General features: G+C 59.8%; 19 protein-coding genes and 1 tRNA gene. 16 read left to right on the forward strand and 4 right to left on the reverse strand.

The annotated features are described in order from the left end of the window. Positions 1-54 precede the first annotated feature (54 nt). On the reverse strand, positions 55-273 hold the full coding sequence (locus ACE3OG_RS12035) for a YdcH family protein (RefSeq protein WP_374308931.1): 219 nt from the start codon (positions 271-273) through the stop codon (positions 55-57). Between the two features lie 377 nt (positions 274-650). Between ACE3OG_RS12035 and ACE3OG_RS12040 the strand changes: the two genes are divergently transcribed. After that, on the forward strand, positions 651-839 hold the full coding sequence (locus ACE3OG_RS12040) for a YdcH family protein (RefSeq protein ID WP_374308933.1): 189 nt from the start codon (positions 651-653) through the stop codon (positions 837-839). Positions 840-1,509: 670 nt separating this feature from the next. After that, positions 1,510-1,586, forward strand: a tRNA-Arg gene (locus ACE3OG_RS12045). Here ACE3OG_RS12045 and ACE3OG_RS12050 read toward each other — a convergent pair. From ACE3OG_RS12050 to ACE3OG_RS12060, 3 genes are all read right to left on the reverse strand, one after another. Further along, a complete protein-coding gene (locus ACE3OG_RS12050; RefSeq protein ID WP_374308935.1) occupies positions 1,557-2,819 on the reverse strand; it encodes a recombinase family protein in 1,263 nt (420 codons plus the stop codon). The two genes, ACE3OG_RS12045 and ACE3OG_RS12050, sit on opposite strands and share 30 nt — an antisense overlap. Positions 2,820-2,825: 6 nt before the next feature. Further along, the gene (locus ACE3OG_RS12055) at positions 2,826-3,233 is read right to left on the reverse strand and encodes a recombinase family protein (RefSeq protein ID WP_374308937.1); all 408 of its coding nucleotides are present in this window, start codon (positions 3,231-3,233) and stop codon (positions 2,826-2,828) included. A gap of 415 nt (positions 3,234-3,648) precedes the next feature. After that, positions 3,649-5,112 (reverse strand): hypothetical protein, encoded by a 1,464-nt coding sequence (locus ACE3OG_RS12060; protein WP_374308939.1) that lies wholly within the window; start codon positions 5,110-5,112, stop codon positions 3,649-3,651. Between the two features lie 118 nt (positions 5,113-5,230). Between ACE3OG_RS12060 and ACE3OG_RS12065 the strand changes: the two genes are divergently transcribed. The 14 genes from ACE3OG_RS12065 to ACE3OG_RS12130 all read left to right on the forward strand — a co-directional run bounded on the left by ACE3OG_RS12065 (position 5,231) and on the right by ACE3OG_RS12130 (position 21,995). Continuing rightward, entirely contained in the window at positions 5,231-5,458 is a 228-nt protein-coding gene (locus tag ACE3OG_RS12065; RefSeq protein WP_374308941.1) for a hypothetical protein, read from the forward strand. 395 nt (positions 5,459-5,853) lie between these two features. Beyond that, on the forward strand, positions 5,854-7,332 hold the full coding sequence (locus ACE3OG_RS12070; RefSeq protein ID WP_374308943.1) for a hypothetical protein: 1,479 nt from the start codon (positions 5,854-5,856) through the stop codon (positions 7,330-7,332). Next, positions 7,322-8,518, forward strand: a complete 1,197-nt coding sequence (locus ACE3OG_RS12075) for a hypothetical protein (protein ID WP_374308944.1) — start codon at positions 7,322-7,324, stop codon at positions 8,516-8,518. Before ACE3OG_RS12070 ends, ACE3OG_RS12075 begins: the two co-directional genes overlap by 11 nt. A 64-nt stretch (positions 8,519-8,582) precedes the next feature. After that, complete coding sequence (locus ACE3OG_RS12080; protein WP_374308946.1) at positions 8,583-9,449, forward strand: hypothetical protein; 867 nt, start codon at positions 8,583-8,585, stop codon at positions 9,447-9,449. Positions 9,450-9,677: 228 nt separating this feature from the next. Beyond that, positions 9,678-9,983: a hypothetical protein gene (locus ACE3OG_RS12085; RefSeq protein WP_374308948.1), complete on the forward strand. Its 306-nt coding sequence runs from the start codon at positions 9,678-9,680 to the stop codon at positions 9,981-9,983. 28 nt (positions 9,984-10,011) lie between these two features. Then, positions 10,012-10,224 carry a hypothetical protein gene (locus tag ACE3OG_RS12090; protein WP_374308950.1) on the forward strand — a complete coding sequence of 71 codons (213 nt, stop codon included), beginning with the start codon at positions 10,012-10,014 and terminating at the stop codon, positions 10,222-10,224. A gap of 39 nt (positions 10,225-10,263) precedes the next feature. Continuing rightward, on the forward strand, positions 10,264-11,499 hold the full coding sequence (locus tag ACE3OG_RS12095) for an AAA family ATPase (protein ID WP_374308992.1): 1,236 nt from the start codon (positions 10,264-10,266) through the stop codon (positions 11,497-11,499). Positions 11,500-11,612: 113 nt separating this feature from the next. Further along, on the forward strand, positions 11,613-12,038 hold the full coding sequence (locus ACE3OG_RS12100; RefSeq protein ID WP_374308952.1) for an aminoacyl-tRNA hydrolase: 426 nt from the start codon (positions 11,613-11,615) through the stop codon (positions 12,036-12,038). After that, positions 12,035-12,418 (forward strand): hypothetical protein, encoded by a 384-nt coding sequence (locus ACE3OG_RS12105; RefSeq protein ID WP_374308954.1) that lies wholly within the window; start codon positions 12,035-12,037, stop codon positions 12,416-12,418. Before ACE3OG_RS12100 ends, ACE3OG_RS12105 begins: the two co-directional genes overlap by 4 nt. A 320-nt stretch (positions 12,419-12,738) precedes the next feature. Next, positions 12,739-12,990: a helix-turn-helix domain-containing protein gene (locus ACE3OG_RS12110; protein WP_374308956.1), complete on the forward strand. Its 252-nt coding sequence runs from the start codon at positions 12,739-12,741 to the stop codon at positions 12,988-12,990. Continuing rightward, on the forward strand, positions 12,980-15,841 hold the full coding sequence (locus ACE3OG_RS12115) for an SNF2-related protein (RefSeq protein WP_374308958.1): 2,862 nt from the start codon (positions 12,980-12,982) through the stop codon (positions 15,839-15,841). Before ACE3OG_RS12110 ends, ACE3OG_RS12115 begins: the two co-directional genes overlap by 11 nt. A 3-nt stretch (positions 15,842-15,844) precedes the next feature. Continuing rightward, positions 15,845-17,659, forward strand: a complete 1,815-nt coding sequence (locus ACE3OG_RS12120) for an AIPR family protein (protein ID WP_374308960.1) — start codon at positions 15,845-15,847, stop codon at positions 17,657-17,659. Further along, positions 17,656-19,323, forward strand: coding sequence for a site-specific DNA-methyltransferase (locus ACE3OG_RS12125; protein ID WP_374308962.1), 1,668 nt, complete (start codon positions 17,656-17,658; stop codon positions 19,321-19,323). Before ACE3OG_RS12120 ends, ACE3OG_RS12125 begins: the two co-directional genes overlap by 4 nt. Beyond that, a complete protein-coding gene (locus tag ACE3OG_RS12130; protein ID WP_374308964.1) occupies positions 19,320-21,995 on the forward strand; it encodes a DEAD/DEAH box helicase in 2,676 nt (891 codons plus the stop codon). Before ACE3OG_RS12125 ends, ACE3OG_RS12130 begins: the two co-directional genes overlap by 4 nt. The last annotated feature ends 1 nt before the right edge of the window (position 21,996 follow it).

The following is a 21,996-nucleotide window of genomic DNA, read 5'->3' on the forward strand; positions in this document are numbered from 1 at the left end:
CGGGATCTGACGCGAAAAAAACGAACTCCGTTTTTTTTGCGCCTGCTCCAAGTTTCAGGCGATGATGTCGGGAGTCAGCAGGTCCTCGATGAACGCGGCGCGGTCGCGCAGGGCGAGCTTGCGCTTCTTGAGGCGCTGGACCTGAAGCCGGTCGGCGGCCCCGCGGTGCAGCAGCGCCTCTATGGCGGCGTCGAGGTCGCGATGCTCCTGGCGCAGATGCTCGAGCTCGGCGCTCCAGGTCGCGCGCTCCTCCTCGCTCATCTTTTCCGCCATCGGTGCGACGCCCTCGAAATGGTCCGCGCGAGGTCGTCCGCGCCGGAGCCGTGCGACCTGTCGCGTCCGCCGCGCCGGGCGGGCGCGACGGACGGCGGTCGACGCGGCCGATTTGGGCCATTGCGGCGGACGGCGTCAATGCCCTTTGGGCGCGCGCTTTCTCGTTGGAGCGTCCGGCGACCGGACGGACGCGCCCGCTCGAGAAGAAAACGCTATAATTTCAAATATTCGAGCGTAATTTCGTCGATTGGGCCGATTCGCCCCGTCGACGCCGCCCGAGCGCGTCGGGCGCTCCATGAAATTTCGACGAAGCGCCTTGCGAAACGCAAATCCTATGGCAGACTGACGAGGTGCGAAGACTTCAACGGGAGTTCTGCATGTCGATCGAAAATCATCTTTCCGCCCTGGAGCAGCGGCACGACGCGCTTGATCGTGAAATCGAGAAAGCCCTGCTTCATCCTGCGATTGACGAACTGAAACTCGCCGAATTGAAACGCCGTAAATTGCAGCTTAAAGACGAAATAACCAAGCTGCGCCAGGACGCGTCCGCACTCACCTTACATTGATCGGCGCAATTTGCGCGTTGCGAAGGAAGAAACGTTCAGTTTCTTCCTTTATTTGCGCTTTGGGCCGCGGGCGCAACCGGCGCCGCGAGCGCCCCATGTCAACGCACGACGCGTGCCCGCGTTGCGAGCCAGGCGTCGCGACCGGAATGCGAGGCGTCGCGTGCGCCTTCGGCCCAAGCTCGTGAAACTTTTCGCCGGCGCCGTGGCCTCGCGCGGCGGTTTGGAGTAAGAAGGCTCTGCGTCCGCTGCGAGAACGCCTCGGCGCGTTTGTTTTCGTGGCCAAAAGCCATGGCGCGGCGGCGCGTCAGGCGATGAAAAATTGGAATTGAGCTCGACGGCGTTGACTGCGTCGCAACGTCAGGCTAGGCGAAACGGCGAAGCACCCGTAGCTTAGCTGGATGGCGCATCGCCCTCCGAAGGCAACGCTAAGTCAAGTGCGGTGAAGGTGCATGTCGAGAAAATCGAGGGAAACCAAGCGATTGGCGAAACTCGAAGGAAGCAGGAAAATCGCTTCCGTGGTCACGGAAGCACCGCGGAAGCAAACTGAAGGGAGCGTGTAGAGGACGAACGGCGACAATCGGTGGAGCTTCAGCCCACGACGCTTGCGCTGATGTGAATGCCGGATTCGAGGTTGACCTTGGTCGGTCTCGGACACTAATTGACGATCAATGCACCCGTAGCTCAGCTGGATAGAGTGTCGGCCTCCGAAGCCGAAGGTCACAGGTTCGACTCCTGTCGGGTGCGCCATTCCGGTCCCAAACCACGAACGTGGGCGTTTGGGGGCCGATTGCCAGAAATCGCCGCCTGCAGGACGTCCTTGCTGCCAATGATGCGTACGGTTTTCTCGCCGACGACGATCGTGCTGAGCAGCGTTCGCAGATAGGCCTTGCGGGCCGGCGTCTCGCCATTTTCGAGCAGTTCGGACATCAATGCGGCGAATCTTGCGACCTTCTCGGGATCGAGGCTGGCGGCATTCGTCCCCTGCGCTTGCGCCCGCTCAAGGGCGGCCTTGGCGTTCTCGCGCTCTGCCTTGAGGCAGGTAATTCGGTCCTTGAGCAGATCGTCGATCTCGACGATGCCGTCTTCAATGCTGCGATAGAGACGCTTGAGGCGATCCTCCACCTCGACGATCTGGGCCTGCAGCGAAATCAGTCGTTGGTCGATCTGAGCGTTGCGCGCCTGCCTTTTCTCGACGAGGCCAGCAAGGCACTCGACAAGTCGCTCCGGGGTGAGCAGCTTCTCCTTGATCGCGCGGAGCACGAGGTCGTCAAGGAACGCCATCGGAATGGAATTTCCCTTGCAGGCAGTCGGCCCTTTCTGGGCTCGGCTGGCGCAGGCGTAATAGGTGTAGACTCGTCCGGAACTTGATGTGCCCGTGCGCTGCGTCATACCGCCGCCGCAATGCGCGCAGGTGGCAAGGCCCGTCAGCAGGATCGGTCCATTGACGACACGTGGCGCCGTGACATGGGGATTGTTGGCAGCGAGCTTGGCCTGGACGCGGTCGAAGGTCGACTGGTCGATGATCGCCGGCACGGCAATCTCCACGATCTCGGCTTCCGGCTTTTTCTCGCGGGTCTTGGCACTACGGGTGTTATAGCGCCATCGGCCGATATAGGCCGTGTTGGTCAGGATATGGTGCGTCGGACCGACCCCGAAGGATCCGCCTTTCTTCGTGCGGTAGCCCCGGCTGTTGAGCCAGTTGACGATCTGCTTCAGTCCGATGGCGGGCGTGTTCGTGGGACGGTCGCCCTCGCAGTAGAGCCGGTAGATCAGGCGCACGGTCTCGGCCTCGACCGGGTCGATCGCCAGCCGCTTTTTGATTTTCTGGCCGCGCTTTTCCGCCTCGACGATGGTGTAGCCGAGAGGTGGGGAGGCGCCGTTCCAGAAGCCCTGCCGCGCATTCTCCTTCATCGCACGGGTGACGTTCTTGCCATTCTCCTTGGACGTGTACTCATCGAAGATGCCGATGATCTGGCGCATCATCTCCTAGCTTGGGTCGCTGCCCGTGGGCTGCGTGATCGAGACGACCTCGACGCCATGCCGGCGCAGCTTGCGGACTGCCAGCTCCATCCCGACGCCGTCCCGGAAGAAGCGCGAGAAGGCATGGACGACGATCACGTCGTAGGGGCGATCGGCATCGCAGGCGCGCTCCAACATCGCCTGGAAGGCCGGGCGGCGATCATCCGTCGCGGTCGCGCCGGGCTCGACATACTCATCAACGATCTGCCAGTTGTTGCTGACGCAGTGCCTGGTGGTCAAATCGCGCTGTGAGGGCAGCGAGACCTCGCCCTCGGCCTGACGACCGGTCGAGACGCGCAAATAGAGCGCTGCCCGCAGGGGCCGGATATTCGGGATGAGATGGGCTGCCGCCCTGCCGTCCATGGCTCTCGTCATCGTCTCCTCATCCACACTTCCTGGTCCGGAGTCTCGCAGCATGAGACTCGGGACGCAATCGTCGGATGCCTCCAGCTTATCTCAACAACTCGTCCAAAGCCTGCCCCAGATAGGTTTCGATGACGCGAAGCTCCCCCTCGACGACCGGCAATGGATCGGGCAAGTCCGACGCCACCAACCAGCCCGCTGGAGCTTGCGGCGGCGGGCGCTCTCGACGATTGGTCCGAGAGCCCCCCGACCGAGGCGTCTCGTTGATTTGTTGTTTCGACGCAGGCACGGCTTGCCCCCGGTTTTTCGGAGGCAAACAAATGATGGATTTTCAACCGTTCCGGGGAAGTGAAAAGTGGGAGGCGCAAAAATGCCATCACACCGACTTGCCGGATGAAGCACTGCGATCAGGCTGCGCGGCGAGCCCTCAGACCGTGCTGTGCGCATTGGCTTCGAGGAATTCAAAGCAGGCTTTTGCCGCAAAAGATGCGGCATTATCTCCGATCGCGACGATTGTCCGGCCCGGAGCCGGCAGCTGAATGAATTCCCGGAATAACCCCCTCCACGCGATGAGCAGGAACTGGTCTTTGGTGATCGCCGGCCTTTCAGGGCCGTCCGCGCTTCCATCGATCGTAAGCCACATAAGGAATTGCTCAGCTTCGCTCGGTGACTCAATTGGGCTCCAGAAGCCCTGACGCACGTAGAAGACCCGAGCGTGCCATCGTAGGAGATCGCGGTACTCGCGCACATTACCGTAGAATTCGGTTGGATCGATGCCGGTTCGGTGCGCCAGTTCAAACTGCGCAGACAGGTTCAACCAGCGTGACTCTTGCTCTGAGATGGTGCCTGCGATCATGTCCTGCAGCGACTTCTGTAACGACAGATCGTCCTTCTCGTCCTTCCCCGTCTTCCCCAGCCCCCCTTTGACAATCCTCTCGAATCTACGGCGCACAGAAGCATTATCCTTTGCGGCCCGCAGGGCTCTGGAGCACAGTACGAACCGTAACCTCAGTTCATCAATCGTCTCGTCCGCGAGGTTGAGTAGATTTTCAGCGATCACCGGGTATCCGAGATCCTCGAAATGGCGACGAATGAACCGCCTGAGGCCTGGGAGTTTGGAAGTGGCCGTGGCTTCCGCCAGATGATAGTCCGCCTCATAAACCTTATCCAGAAGCGAGGTTCTCATCGCGGATAGAAAGCCAAGTGCGTCGAGCGCTTTTCTGGTCTGTGTTCGCGATCCGTCCAGGCGGATTTTCTCCCGTCGCACCAATTCGGCGCCGGCCGTAACGGTCAGCGCCTCCAGGAGCTTCGTTGCTCCTTCCAGGGGAGGACGGTTTCCAACACTCTCAAGGATGGCATTCAAGACGACGTCCGCCCCGACGCTGGAATCCGCGATGGCATTGAACCGGATCGGCGCCTTGAGCATCGCGGCAAACAAATCTTGCTCGCGTCTAGGACGCGTTTGCAGATCGACGGTGAAGGCAAGAGCATCCTGCCATGCTACGATATAAACGTTGATGGCGGCGCCCGACGTCTGGAACACCTGTTCGGCACGCCGACGGCCGTCGATGACAACTTCGCCGTCCAGCATCCGGATTGCCAGCGCGGGCATCTGGAACTGGAGCGGGAGAAACTCTGGCCTCTCCATTTTGCGCGGCCTCGTCCGGGCTTTCACGCGGAGGGTTCGATTACTAAACTCATCGGCATTGAAAGTTGCCGGCGTGATCTGCACTTGGCCCCGCATCACTGCATTGGCCAGGTCGGCAATGTTGATGACATAACGATCATCGAGAAGTGCTGCCTCGTCGGCCTGAACAACGAGGCGACCGACCAGCCGGTCTCGCAAATCATAAAAAGAAGACGCTACCTTGTTTGCTGTAATTATATACATAATAATTATGACCGATCTAAATTAGATAAATACATCTCTAATTTATCCTTCTTTTTGAGGTTATTATTGTTTCGATCCTGGAAAAAGGAAACTCGAACACCCCAGTCGGCACGCCCTGATGGCTGCGACTCACCATCTCAGCCCCGCAACGGCGTGCTTATGTCGCATTTTTGACCCTGACGCGGCCACGCGCAAGCTGGAGAAACCGTTTCTCGACAAGGCGCCGACGACAGCCGACTATGATCCGTATGCCTCCCTCTATTCGCTGACCGAGCCGGCGCGTTCTCGCTCCGCGATGATTTCCTCGACGTTCATGTCGATGCGAGTTCCGTCATCTGATTTATGACGGCCAACAGCGCCGCGCCGCTCACGGCCCCGATCCGCGACCGCCTGCGCATCATCCCATGGTGCCGCCGAGCCGCAAACACATGCGGCGGATCGCGCTGTCGATCTTTGCCGATGTCCGCGCACCCAATGGCAACCGGTTCGCCGACCGCCTGTCAGGTGAGGTCCTGGATCGATTGACGCTCGAGCATCCCCAGCACGTGCCAGGCTCTTGCCTCCCACTTATCGCCGAACTTTTCGCTCGCTGATCGTGGCACCGTTCCTGAAGCGAACGGCGCCATCGGCGATCGAACCGATAACCGCACGGCCCAAAAATTTCGTCGTGAATGACCCATGCCCGGAGTTGCACCGTCTTCTCAAGACAACCCCCGAAAAAACTTAACGAGATCTACGATCATGACCAATCCATATTATGGCAGGCCTTCCGGTGCGTCCGATGGCATCGCGACAGCAAACGCCGTGGACAACAAAGCGCCGGCGTCTCGAGTCACCAAGCGCCGTTTGCGCTCCGATCTGCCCAAGGCGTGGCACTGTGTTTGGGTCGCCTGGGCTGCCGACGTCCGTGCTTACGCCAGCCCGTTCGTCACCCACTGCGCACACCATGGGATCGAACCGTATCAGGTCGACCAATGTGTCTTCCTCCGCTATGCCGATCACGTCCTCGCGGGAAAATCAGGCTCCGACGCGGTCCGGATCCGCGGAAAACTGAATGCGGCCTGCACAAAATGGAACAAGGCTGCGGCGGATCTGGCCCTGGCGATCCTGCAGCCGCTTCCCAATCGGCGGGATGCCGATAGGCGTCGCCGTGAAACCTTGCCGGTCGCCGTCAGGCAAACCCTCGCGGCCTTCGAAGCACACGCGCGGGCGACCTGCGCCAGTCAGACTGCAGTCCAGAAGGTCAATCGTCTCCACGATCTCCTCGTCATCGCGCGCACAAACGGCCTGCAGATCGACACATTCGACGATCTCAAGAATCCCGATCTACTCGATGCGCTGACACTGGTCCCTGAGTTCGGACCTATCGAAAAAATCTCGGCTCGCCGAAATCGCATCTTCGGTGAGATCGAAACTTTGTTCCGTGACGTCCTGCGCGACCAAGATGGCGCGGTTCGCATTCACGAGCAGCGCAAGCTGTTCGCCAAGATCACACTCGCCTTGCCCGAATCCCGGGTCGACGAACTCGTCAAATTCGACGCCCCGCAAGTGATGAGCAAGCTCATCGCCGTGTGTGACGGAGCGCTTGCGAATTTCGAACGTGCGCCGGGTCGCAGGAATGCCGCCGCGGCGCAGGCGGCGATCGGCATCCTGCTCATCAACAATCTTGCCCTGTCGCGCGCAGACTTGCTCACGAGTAGCTTCCGAGGGCCGATAAAGAGCAATCATCCCGTCGCGCGCCCGTCATTGATGGCAAGGGTTGCCGGTGAAATCGATGACCTCGACCTCGCTCTCGCGGATGCGGTGATCAATCGGATCGATCGATACTGGTGGATAGCGCGACAAAGCGGCCTGCCAATAAACTTCCTGTTTTCCAAGTCGGACGGTACCCGCAAGTCTGGATCCGCGCTGTCGACCTCGGTCGCGGTTCTGGTCGCCCAGGCGGTCGATCCTGACTATCGGCGCTTGGGCCGGAACGATGCGGCGCGACGCAGAACGAATGCCCTGAATTTGTCCCCGGCGGGCCTGCGCGATCTCGCCGTGAAACGCATGATGGATGAGATCGGCTTGAGGTCGGATGGCGTTGGCGACGCCGCGCTCAAAGACCTGTTAGGCTACACTGAAACTCAGAATTTTACGCTGCGTTATGCCGTGCTGCGCGAACGGGTGGTGGCCTGCGCCATTCAGGAAAAAGCGCGGGAGGCCCGACATGGCGCCTAAAGAAGTCACGAAACGCCGCGGGGCACCGCGGCGTTTGTCGCTGGGATTCGACGATTGGAACGCCGCAGATCAAGCATTCTATGCGGCTGCGTTTCCGGCCGACAACACACTCCAACTGGCCCGCCTCCGGCGGGATGCTCTTCAGCAACGCGGGATCGTGTCGCCGCGCGGTTCCTTCGCCACGCTTTCCAGCAAGACGATGAAAAACCGGTTGGCTGCGCTCGAGCGCATCCTTGGTTTTCTCCAGCGCAAGCATCCCGAGGCGATGCACCGCGCCTTCGCCGATCGTTTCGATGCCGCTCTCGTGCGCGACTTTGTGGCAGATTTCTCGGCTGGCACGAAACCGCAGTCGATCGCTGACATCCTCGACCGGGCACGGGCAGCCCTCGAGATCATGGCACCGCGCGTCGATTTCTCGCACATGAAGGAGCTTGCTCGCGCGATCCCGAACCGGTCGCCACGCTCTCAAAAGCCGCCGCCGTTGATACCCGCCATGGCCGTGCTCGACGTGGCGCTCGACGAACTCGACCGCCAGAAATATGTGATCGACACTAACCCAAACGCGCCGGACCGTCGCAAGGTTCTGAGGGCTTGCCGAGCCTACCGCAATTCATTGATCGTCGCCCTCCTCGTCGCAGACCCGCTTCGACTCAAGAACATCCTCAATCTGACGCTACACACTTCACTGCGCATCATTGCCGGGGTTGGGTTTGAGATCGTTATCCCGCCGCACGAAATGAAAACGCGGCGAAAGGGCCACCGTCGTAAACTGCCGCCCAGCCTGAACGATTATGTTCAATTCTATGTCGATGTCGTCCGACCACGGATTGCCGGTCAACGGATTGTCGATGAACCGTTGTGGGTCACGGCCAGCGGTGATCGGATGTCAGCGATCAGATTCCATCAGGTCGTCACGGAGACGACGACGCGCCTCGTCGGGGCCCGGCTCACCACGCATGATTTTCGCAAGCTGGTCTCGGATCTGGTCGCGCAGCTCGGACTGCCGCAGAGCGTCGCAAAAGCCAATCTGGACCATGCCGAGCGATCCGGCCTGATCGATCGCGTCTACACCCGAGCTCGGCGAAGCGAGGGCCGAAAGTTGCTCGCACATGTAACGCGGATGGAGCTGAATTCGCTTGACGAGGAGGGCTCCCCCGCCGCGGTCGAAAAGGGGCGATATTCCTGAAAATTGATGTGGGGATGTCGGATTTGGCAATCCCGGAAAAGAAAACAACAGAAAAAGAGAGAAAATGACTACGAATACATCGGTCAATCACGCCACGATTGCCGCCGCGGCATCCTCTTCGCTCGACGCTGACATCATCCGCATCGTGGGCACCCTCGAGGATCTCGGCCGCCGCGTCCGCGCCCTGGAGAATGCCGGAGGCATCGCGTCGGCGCGACCTCAGCTCCCGGTCGTTGTGCCGCGCGCCAAAAAACGCCTGCTGATCAATTCGGACTGGCCTCGAATCGGCGGACGCGATTTCGAGCCCGCGCCAACCGACCAGTTTACAGGTCACGCTTTCAAAGCCGCATGGCGCGCAAGTTCGCATACACGGGCCGTCTATGCCGGCGCCTGTCAAGGGCTCGCAGCGCTGTCCCGAGTACTGCAGCTGCCCGTGTACAAGGTCTCGACCACCTCCGCCGACAGCATCTGGGCGCGGATGCAGCAACTGCGTGTGGACAAATACGGGGCCGCCCGCCGCGACGGCGCGAACTATGTCATCGATTCCGGCTGGGAGTCGTGGTTTCCATCGCACTTAAAAGCGCGACAATTCCCGTCGCCGGACAGCCCGGTGATTTTGACCGAACGCGCCATCCTCGTTCCGTTACCTGTCGATTTGGCTCCTGAAGAGTTCGATCGCCGTTTCGACGCTCTGGCCAAGCACGGTGCGCTTGATCGTTGGCTTTTGACCCAGGCAGGCCGCGATCATGCCGCGGCGCTTAGTGTCGATCCCTCAATTGGACAGCGCCTGACGGCTTATCCGGGCGGATCGCAGCCGCGATTGTCACCGGCTGAGGAGATCATGATCTTCAGCTGCTGCTATTCCGGACCGGATCGCGCAATCGCGCTCGCCGAACGTATCTTGCTCCAGCATCTCGGCCTCATGCGCTGACTGAACCAGACCCCACAAAGACGCGCCACCAAAGTCGTCGGTGCGATCGTCAACCACAGGAGAACAGTCCACCGGCCGATATTTGTGAAAATCTTGGCCGGTTGGATTGCACGCGCTGATTGGCGGACCGGCGCTTTCATGGTCGCGTTTATCGTTTAGACGTTTTTGTTCTTCCTTTCTGGAGGATTTTTGATCGGATTTTGTTTTCAATCCCTGAAAAGAGATTTTTTGACAGATACGGTCGGTTCAACCTCAACTTCACGACTGGAAAACAACATGAAGCCTACACGTATTTCGCTAGAAACCTTCGCCAGCGATCCCGAAACCTATCTCGATGGCGTCGAGAACAACGAACTGGTTCTCACCAAGGAAGGCGAGCCACGCTTCGTTCTCCTCAGCACAAAACGTGCTGCGGCGCTTTACGAGACGGTTCTGTCTCTGATGGCCCATTCCGCCATGGAGGATGCAGGCGGGGGCGACGACGGCGATAAGCCCGAGGAGAATATCAAACCGGACGGTATCAAATCGGAATGATTGATCTTCCGGGCTGCAGATCGCACCCATGACCGGAGAAGGCCGGTGTTTCGACACCGGCCTTCTTCATTGTATCATCGGTCGAATAATCGCATTGGCCTGGAATGAGGTCGATGCTCGCAACATCTTCCTCACCGATCTTGATGTGCGGGTGCGGGTGCGCGTGCGCGCGCCGTACCTGAGAACCCTCTGCTGTTTCCCTTCGACCTGTTTGCGCCTCTTCGTCGCCGGTCATCCGTGAACGGCGAGTGATTGCGCATGGAGATTTTCCTTGTCTGACATGCATCTCGAAGCGACTCCCGCGTCGCAAGACTACGAGGCACCACCACCATGGATGGCGCCCGATTTTCTGGAACAGATCGGCTACAAACCTATCTTCGATCCAGCAGTCGCCGCACGGAGGCTGGCCGAATTCGACGACGGAAAGGACCGACTGCTCCTGTCGATGCTCAGTTCCTGTCATCATTTCGCGGACGGTCATGCCGCTGCCGATCCTGCCGGCCTCGAATCGGTTGAAGCCTTGCCCAACGATCTGTTCGACGCCGAACAGGCCGCCGCCATCGTCGAAGCTTGCAACGCCGATCCTCATGCGTTCCTCGTCAGCTGCGACGCTTCCCCGTCGCCGACCCAGGAAATCATGAAAGCGCTCGAGCGTGGAAACGAGCGCGCGCTTTTCATCACCGATGCCGGCATGCCGGATCGGCTGGAGGCACTCGGGCGCTCCATGCCGAACTTCCGCGCCGTCGTCGACATTTTTCGTGCCGCTGCGGCGCTTTCGCAGGCGACCGATACCCCCTTCGAGATGGCTCCGATCCTGCTGCTCGGATCGCCCGGCGTCGGCAAGACGATGTTCTCCCGCAAGCTCGCGGCGAGCCTTGGCACGCCCTTCGCCCCCGTCGCGGTCAACCACCTGACCGATGTCAACGATCTGTGCGGCCGCTCCCTCTCCTGGCGTGCGCCGCGCATGGGCATCGTCGCCCGTACCCTGATCGAGGCGCCGACATTGTCGCCGCTGATCTTTCTCGACGAGATCGACAAGGGTGAGACCCAATCGGCGAGCCGGCATGGGGTCAGCCTGTTCGACATCCTGCACTCCCTCTGGGAGCCTGAAAACGCTCGGCACTTCGCCGACGAGTTCCTCGGCATCCGCATGCGAGCCGACCGTATCATCTGGATCGCAACCGCGAACTCGGTCGAGGCCATGCCCGCGTCGCTCCTCGATCGCTGCCTCATGGTCGAGATTCCGCCTCTCGATCCTGAGCAGCGCATCGCGGCAGTCCGGGTCATGGCGGAAGCGATCATGCGGCCGATGGCCTGGAACCGGCTCGAGATCGAGGACGAGGCCGTCATCCGCATCGCCGGGCTGTCATTGCGCTCGGCGCGCCGCCTTCTGCTCCTCGCCATGGGCGCTGCGGCGCTGCGCGGAAGTGTCGTTGTCACGCCGGGCGATGTCGATGCCGCCACGATGCTCATGCCGGGGCACACCGAGCACCGGCGGATCGGATTCTTGCGGTAGGAGCATCCAATCGCATGACTGACGACAAATCTCGTACAAGCAACACGACGGTGACGTCTCACTGGTCGAAAGGGCTGCCGAGGAGGCGTTCGACTACTCATAGAGGAGCAACGATGAGTTTGATGCCGGGCGAAACCGATCCGCCGGATCAGGCACCGGAAGCGCGGGAAGCCGAGCTTCGCATCTGGTGCGCCATCCGCCGGGACCTGCCTATTCCGCGAGGAAAACTGGCGACCCAGGCCGGCCATGCCTATGCCGCCGCACTCTGGCGGGCGCCGCGGCATGTTGCCGAAGCTTACATGTCATCACCCGTTCAGGCCAAGATCACCGTCGGCGTCAAAACTCAGGACCAGCTTCGGAAAATGTTCGAGCTCTGCAGGGAGGCGGGCCTGCCGAGCGTCATCGTGCGGGACTTCGGACGGACGGTTTTCACCGAGCCGACCTTCACTGCCATGGCGGTCGGGCCGTGCCGGCAGTCCGATCTTCCCAGCGCGTTCCGAAGGCTTCGCTTGTTGCCGGATGGCGAGGAGGACGCATGACCAGGCGCCGATACACGCTCGGCGAACTCCTCGCCGGCTCGGAAGGCCTGCCGCCATTGACCGACGAAGATCGCGCCCGGATGGACGCTCCGCCGGTTGGCAATGAGATCCTGCGGCCCGATGGTGCGACCAACGCCGAGCTTCTCGATGATGACGTCACACCCGCCCGCCTCACGCCGCATCAGGCTGCGCGCATCGCCCGCGTCTGGGCTGTGGCGTTCGAGGTTTGGCAAAGCCGGGATGAGGCGCGAGGCTTTCTATTCAGACCGCACCTCATGATCGAGGACAAGCGACCGATCGACATGACGATCCAAAGCGAATCTAGGGCCGAACGCGTCCCCGGCATTCTCGGCCGCCTGAAATGCGGCACGGCCCCGTGATTCCCGACGCCTAGTCGCAGCATGTTGCGGGCTGGCGATATTAGCGGACTCTCTATCGGTTTCAGCACCCTCAAGCGGAGAGCCGGCCGGCAACGGCGTCACCCGGATCTCCCGTGCCAAGCTGCATGAAATCTCCGTCGTCGCCTTCCCCTCCGTTCCCGGCTCGGCCGTGCGCGCCGATCTCAACCCTTCCGCCTTCAACCACCGCAGCCGTTTTTCATCGTCTCACCGCGAAATCCAACCAGAACGCAATGGTATAAACTGGCCTTCTCGGGTGCAATCTGGCATCTTTTGCCAAACCTTGATCTGAGGCTTGGCGAATGCCCGATGAAATTCTGACATTGCCGGAGGTGGCTGGCCTGCTGAAGGTGGCGGAGAAGACGGTCTACACCATGGCGCAACGCGCCGAGATTCCGGCGTTCAAAGTGAGAGGGCAGTGGAGGTTTAAGCGGGTGGACCTTGATAGCTGGATCGAGGCGCAAAAGGCCTCTCTCAATCCGGCGACGGTTCACAACGAGACACCGCCTTCAGATTCAGCGGCGGAGCATGGTGGGAGGCAGGATGATCACTGACTTCCACGCCAAATACATTGCCCACGAACTCACGAAACGATGCCCGCCAGATAGTTCCGAGCGTTTGGCCGGTGCCGTCGCGGGCGCGCAGGTCGATTTGAATCCGCATCAGGTTGATGCGGCACTGTTTGCGTTCGCGTCGCCCCTCTCGAAGGGCGCGCTGCTTGCCGATGAGGTTGGCCTCGGAAAAACAATCGAAGCCGGACTCGTCATCTCCCAACGATGGGCGGAGAGAAAGCGCCGTATTCTGGTTATTGCGCCATCGAACTTGCGCAAGCAATGGCACCAGGAGTTGAGCGAGAAGTTTCTGCTCTCCAGCGTAATTTTAGAGTCTAGATCTTATAACCAGTCCGTTCGCGATGGGGTGTTTCAGCCTTTCGACGTGCAGGACGCAATCGTGATCTGCTCTTATCAGTTCGCGCGATCCAAAGCGTCGGACGTGCATCGAGTTCCCTGGGACCTCGTCGTGATTGACGAGGCCCACCGACTGAGAAATGTCTACAAGCCTTCAAATATCATTGCGAATACGCTCAAGAATGCTCTTTCTCAGAAAAATAAGCTTCTCCTGACAGCAACGCCCCTCCAAAATTCTCTTTTGGAATTATACGGTCTCGTCAGTTTCATTGACGAGCACGCCTTTGGCGACGTCAAAAGCTTCCGCGAACAATTCGCCAATCCGGGGGATAAACGAAACTTTGAGGCCCTGAAGGAGCGGCTGAAGCCGATCTGTCATCGCACGCTGCGGCGACAGGTGACTGCATATATCCCTTACACACGTCGCCTCCCGTTGGTCGAGGAGTTTACCCCTGCCGACGGCGAAGACCGCCTCTATCAGCTCGTTTCCGACTATCTCCAGCGCGACAACCTGCAGGCGCTGCCATCGGGGCAGCGGTCTTTGATGACGCTCGTCCTGCGCAAGTTGCTAGCCTCCTCAACATTCGCGATCGCAGGTGCGTTGAGCTCGATTTCTCAGCGTCTGAAGGCCAAATTGGATGCTCACCCTGTTTCAGAGCCCTTGGAGGATGAGCTTTCCGACGATTTCGAGTCGCTCGAAGCGACAGCGGAGGAATGGTCCGAGGACGTGGATGATGGCCTGCTGACCGATGCCGACCGAAAAGCCATCGAAGCGGAGATTGCCGATCTTGAGTCCTTCGCCAAGTTGGCGACTTCGATCGAGCACAACGCCAAGGGCAAGGCTCTGCTGAAGGCGCTGGATGTGGCGTTCGCAAAGGCGCGCGAACTTGGCGGCGCTGAGAAGGCCATCATCTTCACCGAGTCTCGGCGAACACAGGAGTATCTTCAGCGGGTTCTCGCCAGCAGCCCCTATGCGGGGGGCATCGTCTTGTTTAACGGCACGAACACCGATCCCCTGTCCCGCGAAATCTATGCGCGCTGGGTGGAGAGGCATGCCGGATCGGATAGGGTCACGGGCTCGAGAACCGCGGATATGAGGTCTGCGCTGGTCGACTATTTTCGCGACGAAGGCCAGATCATGATCGCGACGGAGGCCGGCGCCGAGGGTATCAACCTCCAGTTTTGCTCGCTCATCGTGAACTATGACTTGCCATGGAATCCACAGCGCGTGGAGCAGCGCATTGGCCGTTGTCATCGCTACGGCCAGAAACACGACGTCGTCGTCGTGAACTTCATCAATCGGAAAAACGAGGCAGATCAGCGCGTCTATCAACTGCTGTCCGAGAAGTTTCGTCTCTTTGAAGGCGTGTTCGGTGCGAGCGACGAGGTCTTGGGAGCGATCGAGTCGGGCGTCGATTTCGAGAAGAGAATCGCCGGCATCTACCAGGAGTGCCGCCAACCCGAACAAATCCGAGTAGCCTTCGATAAGCTCCAACTGGAGCTGAGCCTCGAAATTGACGCGGCCATGAGCCAGACGCGGCAGAAGCTTCTCGAAAAATTCGATGACGAGGTCCGGGAGAAGCTCCGGATCCGAGACGAAGATGCGAAGGTTCATCTCGGTCGCTATGAGCAGTGGCTGATGCGCCTGACCTGCCATGAACTGGACGGATTGGCGACGTTTCACAACAGTTCGTCGTTTACATTGCCCGCGCGTCCTCAGTGGGCAAATGGCGTGGCCATTCCGCCGGGTCTCTACGAATTGCCGAGACGATCCGGCGAGGCGCATACCTATCGGCTCAATCACCCCCTCGGCGAGGCCGTTGTTGCGCGGGCGAAAGAACGTCCGCTTGCCCCGGCGGAGGTGCGCTTCGATTATGCTAATCATTCGGGCAAGATCAGTATCCTTGAGCCCTTTATCGGCCAGACAGGCTGGTTGGTCGCGTCAATATTGACGGTTGAGGCCCTCGATGAGGCGGAGGATCACATCGTCCTGGCGGGGATGACGGAGGGCGGTGAGGTGCTCACGCGGGAAGTCTGTGATCGCCTTCTGACAATTCATGGTGCACGTGGGCAAGACGTCATTCCTGATCCTGGGGCGGTGATGTCTCTTGATCGTCGCTTGGGCGAGAGCCAGGCGTCGATCCGCAGAAGTGTGTCGGAGCGCAATGCGCGTTTCTTCGAGGCGGAAGCGGACAAGCTCGACGGCTGGGCGGACGACCTGAAGGTCGGGCTTGAGCGCGAGATCAAGGAAATTGATCGGCTCATAAAGGAAGCTCGCCGCGCTGCCACCACGGCCTTGACCCTTGAGGAAAAGCTCGCGGGACAGAAGCAGATCAAAACGCTCGAAGCGACTCGCAACCAGAAGCGCCGCTCGCTCTTCGACGCACAGGACCAGATTGACCGGCAGCGTGCCGAACTCATCGCCCAGATCGAGTCCAAGCTCGAACAGAAGGTCGAGGTCGCGCCACTTTTCACCATCCGCTGGACGTTGGATTGAGCCATGCCCAGCGCCGCGGAAAAAATCGCTCACATCGAAGCTGCGCTACGCCGTCGCTTCTTCCCTCTGGTGCTGGAGCGCGCCCAGAATTGGACGCCGGCGCAGCACGAGGTTGACCGTTGTTCCCGGTCACTCGCCGCCTACGCGCTGTGCGGAGTCTGTGGATTGGACGCTGCCACTGCGGCTGGAGCACTAGTCGATGGCGAGGATGATGGCGGGATTGACGCCCTTCATTTCGACCGGGCCGGTCAGCGGGTGCTCGTGGTTCAATCCAAATTCAAGCGCCCGAACAATCCGGATAACCCTCAGGGAACGGGTCCCAATCAAGGCGAAACGCTTAAGTTCATCAACGGCACCAAAGCACTCATGGAGCGGCGCTTTGACGGGTTCAATGCAGCTGTCAGGAATCGCCTCGACGAAATCGAGGAAGCACTCGATACGCCAGGGGTAAGGATCTGCCTCATACTGCCATTCCTAGGCGAAGCGCTGGACGTGCACGCGAAAGCCGACCTCGACGCTTTTGTTGCTCAATGCAACAGCCTGTCGGACTGCATGAGCGCCACCGTTGTTGGCATCACGCAAACCTATGATTGGATGGTCGCAGAGCAGGCAACCCAGGCCGTTGACGTTCGTCTCACCATCGAGAAGTGGTCGAGCGTGACAGCGCCGCGGAAAGCTGTTTACGGGCTGGTGAAAGGTCAGGACCTCGCGACTCTGGTGAGCGAACATGGAACCGCTCTCTTCGAGCGCAACATCAGGCACTATCTCGGCTCGGTCGGCGTCAACGTTGCGATCGAGGAAACGGTTCGTAGGCGTCCGGAGGACTTCTTCTATCTGAATAATGGAATCACGGCCGTAACCAGTGCCATCGCGCAAGCGCCCGGTGGTCCGGATCGCTGCGTATTCGGCCTAAAGGCTTTCTCCATCGTCAATGGTGCCCAGACCGCAGGCTCCATCACGACAGCATCTATCGCCGCAGCGATATCTGAAAACGCCAAGCTCCACATCACGATCATCGAAGTCCCCGATCCGGCCGATGATTTCGCCGTGCGGGTTACGCGGGCCCGCAACTACCAGAATCAGGTTCGTGGCGCCGACTTCGCAGCGCTCGATCCCAACCAGGAGCGGATACGACAGGAACTGGCGGCGGTCGGGATTCGCTACCACTATCGGCCGTCAGCCGAATCCCGGGTTCGGCAGGACGATGCGTTCACGCTTGAAGAGGCGGCACTCGCGCTGGCCTGTCTGGCATTCGCTGTTACGGGCGGGCAGCGTAGAGGCCATCGGGGGCAGACAGCGATCGACGTTGTTGTCATCGCCAAGCGGGAGATCAGTCGTCTATGGGAACAGGACGGCGCGATGTACGCCCAGCTCTTCCCGGCATCAATATCCGGCGTTCGGATCTGCAGGCTAGTCCGCATCTATCAGTTCATAGACCGTATTCTGGCCGGGAGTGAAAGGGCGGAGACGGCTTACGACCGCCGGATGTTCTTCCGGCATGGCCGCTACTTCATCATGGCTTTCATCGCCCTTCGTCTGCCGCGGCTTGTTGCGAAAGCTGCTCCTGGTCTCACCGCCGAGGAGGAGCGGGAGATTTCGCAGGAGACCAATCACGTTTCCGAGGTGATCTTCGCGACCTCTGAGGCGATGCAAGTCGGTCGCGGCTTTCTGGCCATCTTCCGCAATCTCACCGACGCGCAGCCGCTTGCCGAGAAGGTTCTCCTTCGGCTGGCCGAGTTGGATGCCGCTCAAATTGTACAGGCACCTGCTAGCGCTGCCGCGCCGGCGATCGCCGCAGCCGCAACGGACCAAGCATGACAAAGAAGCAAAAGCTCGAGCTCACTTGGGTAGGGAAAGAGAACCGACCGCGGCTGGAACCGCGCATTCTGCTGGAGGATCCGGAAAAGTCCTATCACGCAAAGCATCGCGTGGGCGACGACGACATTTTCGACAACCGGCTGATCTTCGGCGACAACCTGCTCGCGCTGAAGGCGCTGGAGCAGGAATTCGCCGGCAAGGTGAAGTGCATCTTCATCGACCCGCCCTATAACACGGGCAGCGCGTTCAAGCATTATGATGACGGTGTGGAGCATTCGATCTGGCTCGGCTTAATGCGAGATCGTTTGGAAATTATCCGACGTCTGCTATCTCCCGATGGCTCTCTATGGATCACCATAGATGACAACGAGGCGCATTATCTCAAGGTTATCTGCGATGAGGTTTTCGGTCGGTTTAATTTCGTCGCTAATGCAATTTGGCAAAAGAAGTATACGATAGCTAATGATGCTAAATGGCTCTCTGAAAATCATGACCATGTTCTAATTTATGCTGCCAACAAGGAGATTTGGAGACCCTATCGATTGGAGCGTAGCTCTGATATGGATGCTCGATACCGAAATCCCGATAAACATCCAAAGGGGCCGTGGAAGGCAACGCCGCTCTATGCGAAGCGAACGGGCTCAGAGAAAGAGCAGAGCTTCTCATTCATGTTCAAGAATGGAGTTGTCTGGACACCTCCAAAGGGGACTTCCCCTCGATTCCCTGCTGACGCGCTACGCCAGATGGATGAGAATGACGAAATTTGGTTTGGAAGCGACGGAAAGGCGACACCTTCCAGAAAGACCTTCCTGAGAGAGCTTAAGATTTCAGGGCCTCCAGCTGCGACAATATGGCTTCATGCAGAAGCAGGAAACAATCACGAGGCAAGGGAAGAAGTTAAAGCGATCAACCCAGACGACGCCTTTGCTACACCCAAACCGGAAAAATTGCTGAAGCGTGTCTTGGATATTGCAACGATTCCCGGCGACCTAGTCCTCGACTCATTCGCTGGATCCGGCACGACTGGTGCAGTCGCCCACAAGATGGGCCGACAATGGATCATGGTGGAATTGGAGGAGCATTGCCACACCCACATTATTCCGCGCCTGGAGAAGGTGATCGATGGCGAAGATAAGGGCGGTGTGACCGAGGCGACCGGCTGGCAGGGCGGCGGCGGCTTCCGCTATTTCAAGCTTGCCCCGTCGCTTCTCGAAAAGGACAAGTGGGGCCGCGAGGTCATCAGCAAGGCCTACAATGCCGAGAGGCTGGCCGAGGCGTTGTGCAAGATCGAGGGCTTCACCTACGCCCCGAGCGACAGTGTCTATTGGCAGCACGGCACGTCGACCGAGCGTGACTTCATCTATGTGACGACGCAGACGCTTTCGCCGGAACATCTCGACGCTTTAAGCGAAGAGGTTGGCGAGGGACGCACGTTGCTCGTGCTCTGCGCGGCCTTCCGTGGCAACACGTCTGCTTGGCCTAACCTGACGGTGAAAAAAATTCCAAACCACATTCGCGAGCGCTGCGAATGGAGGCATGACGACTACAGTCTCAATGTCGAGAACCTACCGAAGGCGCCCCCCGCTCCGAAGGCCACCGGCAAGGCACCGCCCCGTTCCGCCTCCCAGCCGGGCCTGTTCGATCTCCCGGGAGACGACCAATGAGCCGCCATGCCAATGCCATCGCCGGCCGTCTCAGTCTTCGCGCGCCCCAGCGGCAATCGCTCGAAATCCTCGACCGCGTCACCGAAGTCGTGCCGCCGCGCAAGGACGGTGATCTCGAGGCGGCGCTTGCGGCGATCCGGACCGAATTTCCGGGCGTCATAGATTTCGAGCGCGACTTCCCGAGCCTGTGTTTCGCGCTCGCGACCGGCGTCGGCAAGACCCGACTCATGGGCGCCTTCATCGCCTATTTGCACCTCGCGCACGGCCTCAACAATTTCTTCGTGCTCGCGCCGAACCTGACAATCTACAACAAGTTGATCACCGATTTCACGCCTAACACACAGAAATACGTGCTGAAGGGCATCGCGGAGTTTGCGATCTCGCCGCCAGTCATCACCACCGGCGACAATTACGAGCGGCAAATCGCCAGCGGCGGTAATCTGTTCCCGGTTACCATCAACATCTTCAACATTTCGAAGATTAATTCCGAGGTGCGCGGCGGCCGAAGCCCGCGCATCCGCAGCTTCAGAGAGGAGATCGGGGACAGCTATTTCGACTACCTTGCGGCGCAGAAGGACCTCGTCCTGATCATGGACGAATCCCATCGCTATCGAGCGACTGCTGGTATCCGCGCCATCAACGAGTTGAAGCCGGTCATGGGGCTGGAGTTGACCGCCACGCCGTTCGTCGAGACGACGCGCGGCCCTGTGCCCTTCCAGAACGTGATCGTCGACTATCCCCTCGGTCGCGCCATGGCCGATGGCTTCGTCAAGGAGCCGGCTGTTGTCACCCGCGAGAACTTCGTTTCCGCGGGCAAATCGCCGGAGCAGTTGCAGCAAATCAAGCTGGAGGACGGTGTTCGCCTGCATGAAGGCGTCAAGGTCGAGCTGGAAACCTATGCGCGCCAGGTCGGCGAGCGGATCGTCAAGCCCTTCATGCTGGTGATTGCCCGCGATACCACGCATGCCGGGGAGCTGATGGCGCTGATCAAGTCCAACGCCTTCTTCGAGGGACGCTATGCGGGCAAGGTGATCCAGGTCGATTCCAGCGTGAAGGAAGAGGAGACGGTCGAGAAGCTGCTGAAGGTCGAGAGTCCCGACGAGCCGACCGAGATCGTCATCCACGTCAACATGCTGAAAGAGGGTTGGGACGTCACCAACCTCTACACCATCGTGCCGTTGCGCGCCGCCAACGCACGCACGCTCATCGAGCAGTCGATCGGGCGCGGCTTGCGGCTTCCTTATGGCCGGCGGACGGGTGTCACCGCTGTTGACCGGCTGAACATCGTGGCACACGATCGCTTCCAGGAGATTGTCGACGAGGCGCGTAAGCCGGACTCGGCGATCCGGCTGCAACAGGTCATTCTCACCGAAGGGCAGTTGCAGCAGAAGACGGTCACGGTCGAATCGCGGCCCCAGCTCGCCGCCAAGCTCGGCCTGCCTTCGGACGCACCGGCCAATGGAACCTCCGGCTTCGAGGAGGCGCCGGCCGTGTTCACGCCGGAAGAGCAGCAGGTTGCCCGCATCGCGTATGATGTGATCCGAAAACTTGAGACCGAGCCTTCGCGCTTGCCCAGCGTTGCGCATCTTCAGAAACCTGAGGTCCAGGCCGCTGTTCTGCGGGAAGTCCAGAGTCAGTACCGTCCAGCTCAACTGGAACTGGACGGGATCGCCAAACAACCCGATCTCACGGCCATCGTAGCCAGGACCGTCGATCTGGTCGTGCAACAGACGATCGATATTCCCCGTATCCTCGTTACGCCGAAAGGCGAGGTGAAATCTGGTTTCCGTCACTTCACGCTCGATCTGTCGCGGATGCACTACGAAGTGCCGAACGAAACGCTGTGGGCTGCGCATTTGCGGACCGGACAAGTCGACCACATCGGCCTCGGTGCCGGCAACATCGATGAACAACGGTTGGAGGATTACGTCGTCAGCGGCCTCATCGATTTCGACGACGTGGCCTATGACGACCATGCCGATCTTCTCTATGATCTCGCGGCTCAGGTGGCGAACCATTTGTTGGCCACGCATCCGGAGGACGGCGTTCGCAAGATCCTGCGGCTTCACCAGAAGGAAATTGCTCGCTTCGTTCACGCACAAATGCAGAGCCACTTCTGGCAGGACACCGATGTCGAGTACGACGTTGTTGTCACGCGCGGCTTCACCGAGCTGCGGAAGAGTGCTTACACGGCAGCGGCAGGCGAAGCGCCGTTGGATTTCCGTCAGTCGCCCACGGACAAGACCAACATGGCTCGATATCTGTTCGGTGGCTTCCAAAAGTGCTTGTACCCCACCCAGAAATTCCAATCCGACGCCGAGCGGAAGCTCTCGGTCATTCTCGATCGGGAAGCCCAAAAATGGTTCAAACCGGCACGCGGGCAGTTTCAGCTGTTCTATCGTAGTGGCGCGGATCTTCTAGAATACCAGCCGGACTTCGTGGCTGAGACAGCCGACAGCATCTTGATGCTCGAGCCCAAGGCCGCGAACCAGATGACCGACTCGGACGTTCTGTCGAAACGTGATTCCGCGTTCGAGTGGTGTCGGCATGCCAGCCGACACGCGACGAGCTATGGCGGCAAGCCTTGGCGCTACATGCTGATTCCGCATGATGCGATTGCCGAGAACATGACACTCGTCGGCCTTCTCCAGCAATTTGGAGAGGCGGGATGAG

The sequence above is a fragment of the Methylocella sp. genome (assembly GCF_041905455.1).
GTDB lineage: Bacteria > Pseudomonadota > Alphaproteobacteria > Rhizobiales > Beijerinckiaceae > Methylocapsa.

What these genes read in the sequence shown, in the direction of transcription:
- ACE3OG_RS12035 (WP_374308931.1), bottom strand. Translation starts at nt 273, where the DNA reads ATGGCGGAAAAGATGAGCGAGGAGGAGCGCGCGACCTGGAGCGCCGAG.
- ACE3OG_RS12040 (WP_374308933.1), top strand. Translation starts at nt 651, where the DNA reads ATGTCGATCGAAAATCATCTTTCCGCCCTGGAGCAGCGGCACGACGCG.
- ACE3OG_RS12050 (WP_374308935.1), bottom strand. Translation starts at nt 2,819, where the DNA reads ATGCGCCAGATCATCGGCATCTTCGATGAGTACACGTCCAAGGAGAAT.
- ACE3OG_RS12055 (WP_374308937.1), bottom strand. Translation starts at nt 3,233, where the DNA reads ATGACGAGAGCCATGGACGGCAGGGCGGCAGCCCATCTCATCCCGAAT.
- ACE3OG_RS12060 (WP_374308939.1), bottom strand. Translation starts at nt 5,112, where the DNA reads ATGTATATAATTACAGCAAACAAGGTAGCGTCTTCTTTTTATGATTTG.
- ACE3OG_RS12065 (WP_374308941.1), top strand. Translation starts at nt 5,231, where the DNA reads ATGGCTGCGACTCACCATCTCAGCCCCGCAACGGCGTGCTTATGTCGC.
- ACE3OG_RS12070 (WP_374308943.1), top strand. Translation starts at nt 5,854, where the DNA reads ATGACCAATCCATATTATGGCAGGCCTTCCGGTGCGTCCGATGGCATC.
- ACE3OG_RS12075 (WP_374308944.1), top strand. Translation starts at nt 7,322, where the DNA reads ATGGCGCCTAAAGAAGTCACGAAACGCCGCGGGGCACCGCGGCGTTTG.
- ACE3OG_RS12080 (WP_374308946.1), top strand. Translation starts at nt 8,583, where the DNA reads ATGACTACGAATACATCGGTCAATCACGCCACGATTGCCGCCGCGGCA.
- ACE3OG_RS12090 (WP_374308950.1), top strand. Translation starts at nt 10,012, where the DNA reads ATGACCGGAGAAGGCCGGTGTTTCGACACCGGCCTTCTTCATTGTATC.
- ACE3OG_RS12095 (WP_374308992.1), top strand. Translation starts at nt 10,264, where the DNA reads ATGCATCTCGAAGCGACTCCCGCGTCGCAAGACTACGAGGCACCACCA.
- ACE3OG_RS12100 (WP_374308952.1), top strand. Translation starts at nt 11,613, where the DNA reads ATGAGTTTGATGCCGGGCGAAACCGATCCGCCGGATCAGGCACCGGAA.
- ACE3OG_RS12105 (WP_374308954.1), top strand. Translation starts at nt 12,035, where the DNA reads ATGACCAGGCGCCGATACACGCTCGGCGAACTCCTCGCCGGCTCGGAA.
- ACE3OG_RS12110 (WP_374308956.1), top strand. Translation starts at nt 12,739, where the DNA reads ATGCCCGATGAAATTCTGACATTGCCGGAGGTGGCTGGCCTGCTGAAG.
- ACE3OG_RS12115 (WP_374308958.1), top strand. Translation starts at nt 12,980, where the DNA reads ATGATCACTGACTTCCACGCCAAATACATTGCCCACGAACTCACGAAA.
- ACE3OG_RS12120 (WP_374308960.1), top strand. Translation starts at nt 15,845, where the DNA reads ATGCCCAGCGCCGCGGAAAAAATCGCTCACATCGAAGCTGCGCTACGC.
- ACE3OG_RS12125 (WP_374308962.1), top strand. Translation starts at nt 17,656, where the DNA reads ATGACAAAGAAGCAAAAGCTCGAGCTCACTTGGGTAGGGAAAGAGAAC.
- ACE3OG_RS12130 (WP_374308964.1), top strand. Translation starts at nt 19,320, where the DNA reads ATGAGCCGCCATGCCAATGCCATCGCCGGCCGTCTCAGTCTTCGCGCG.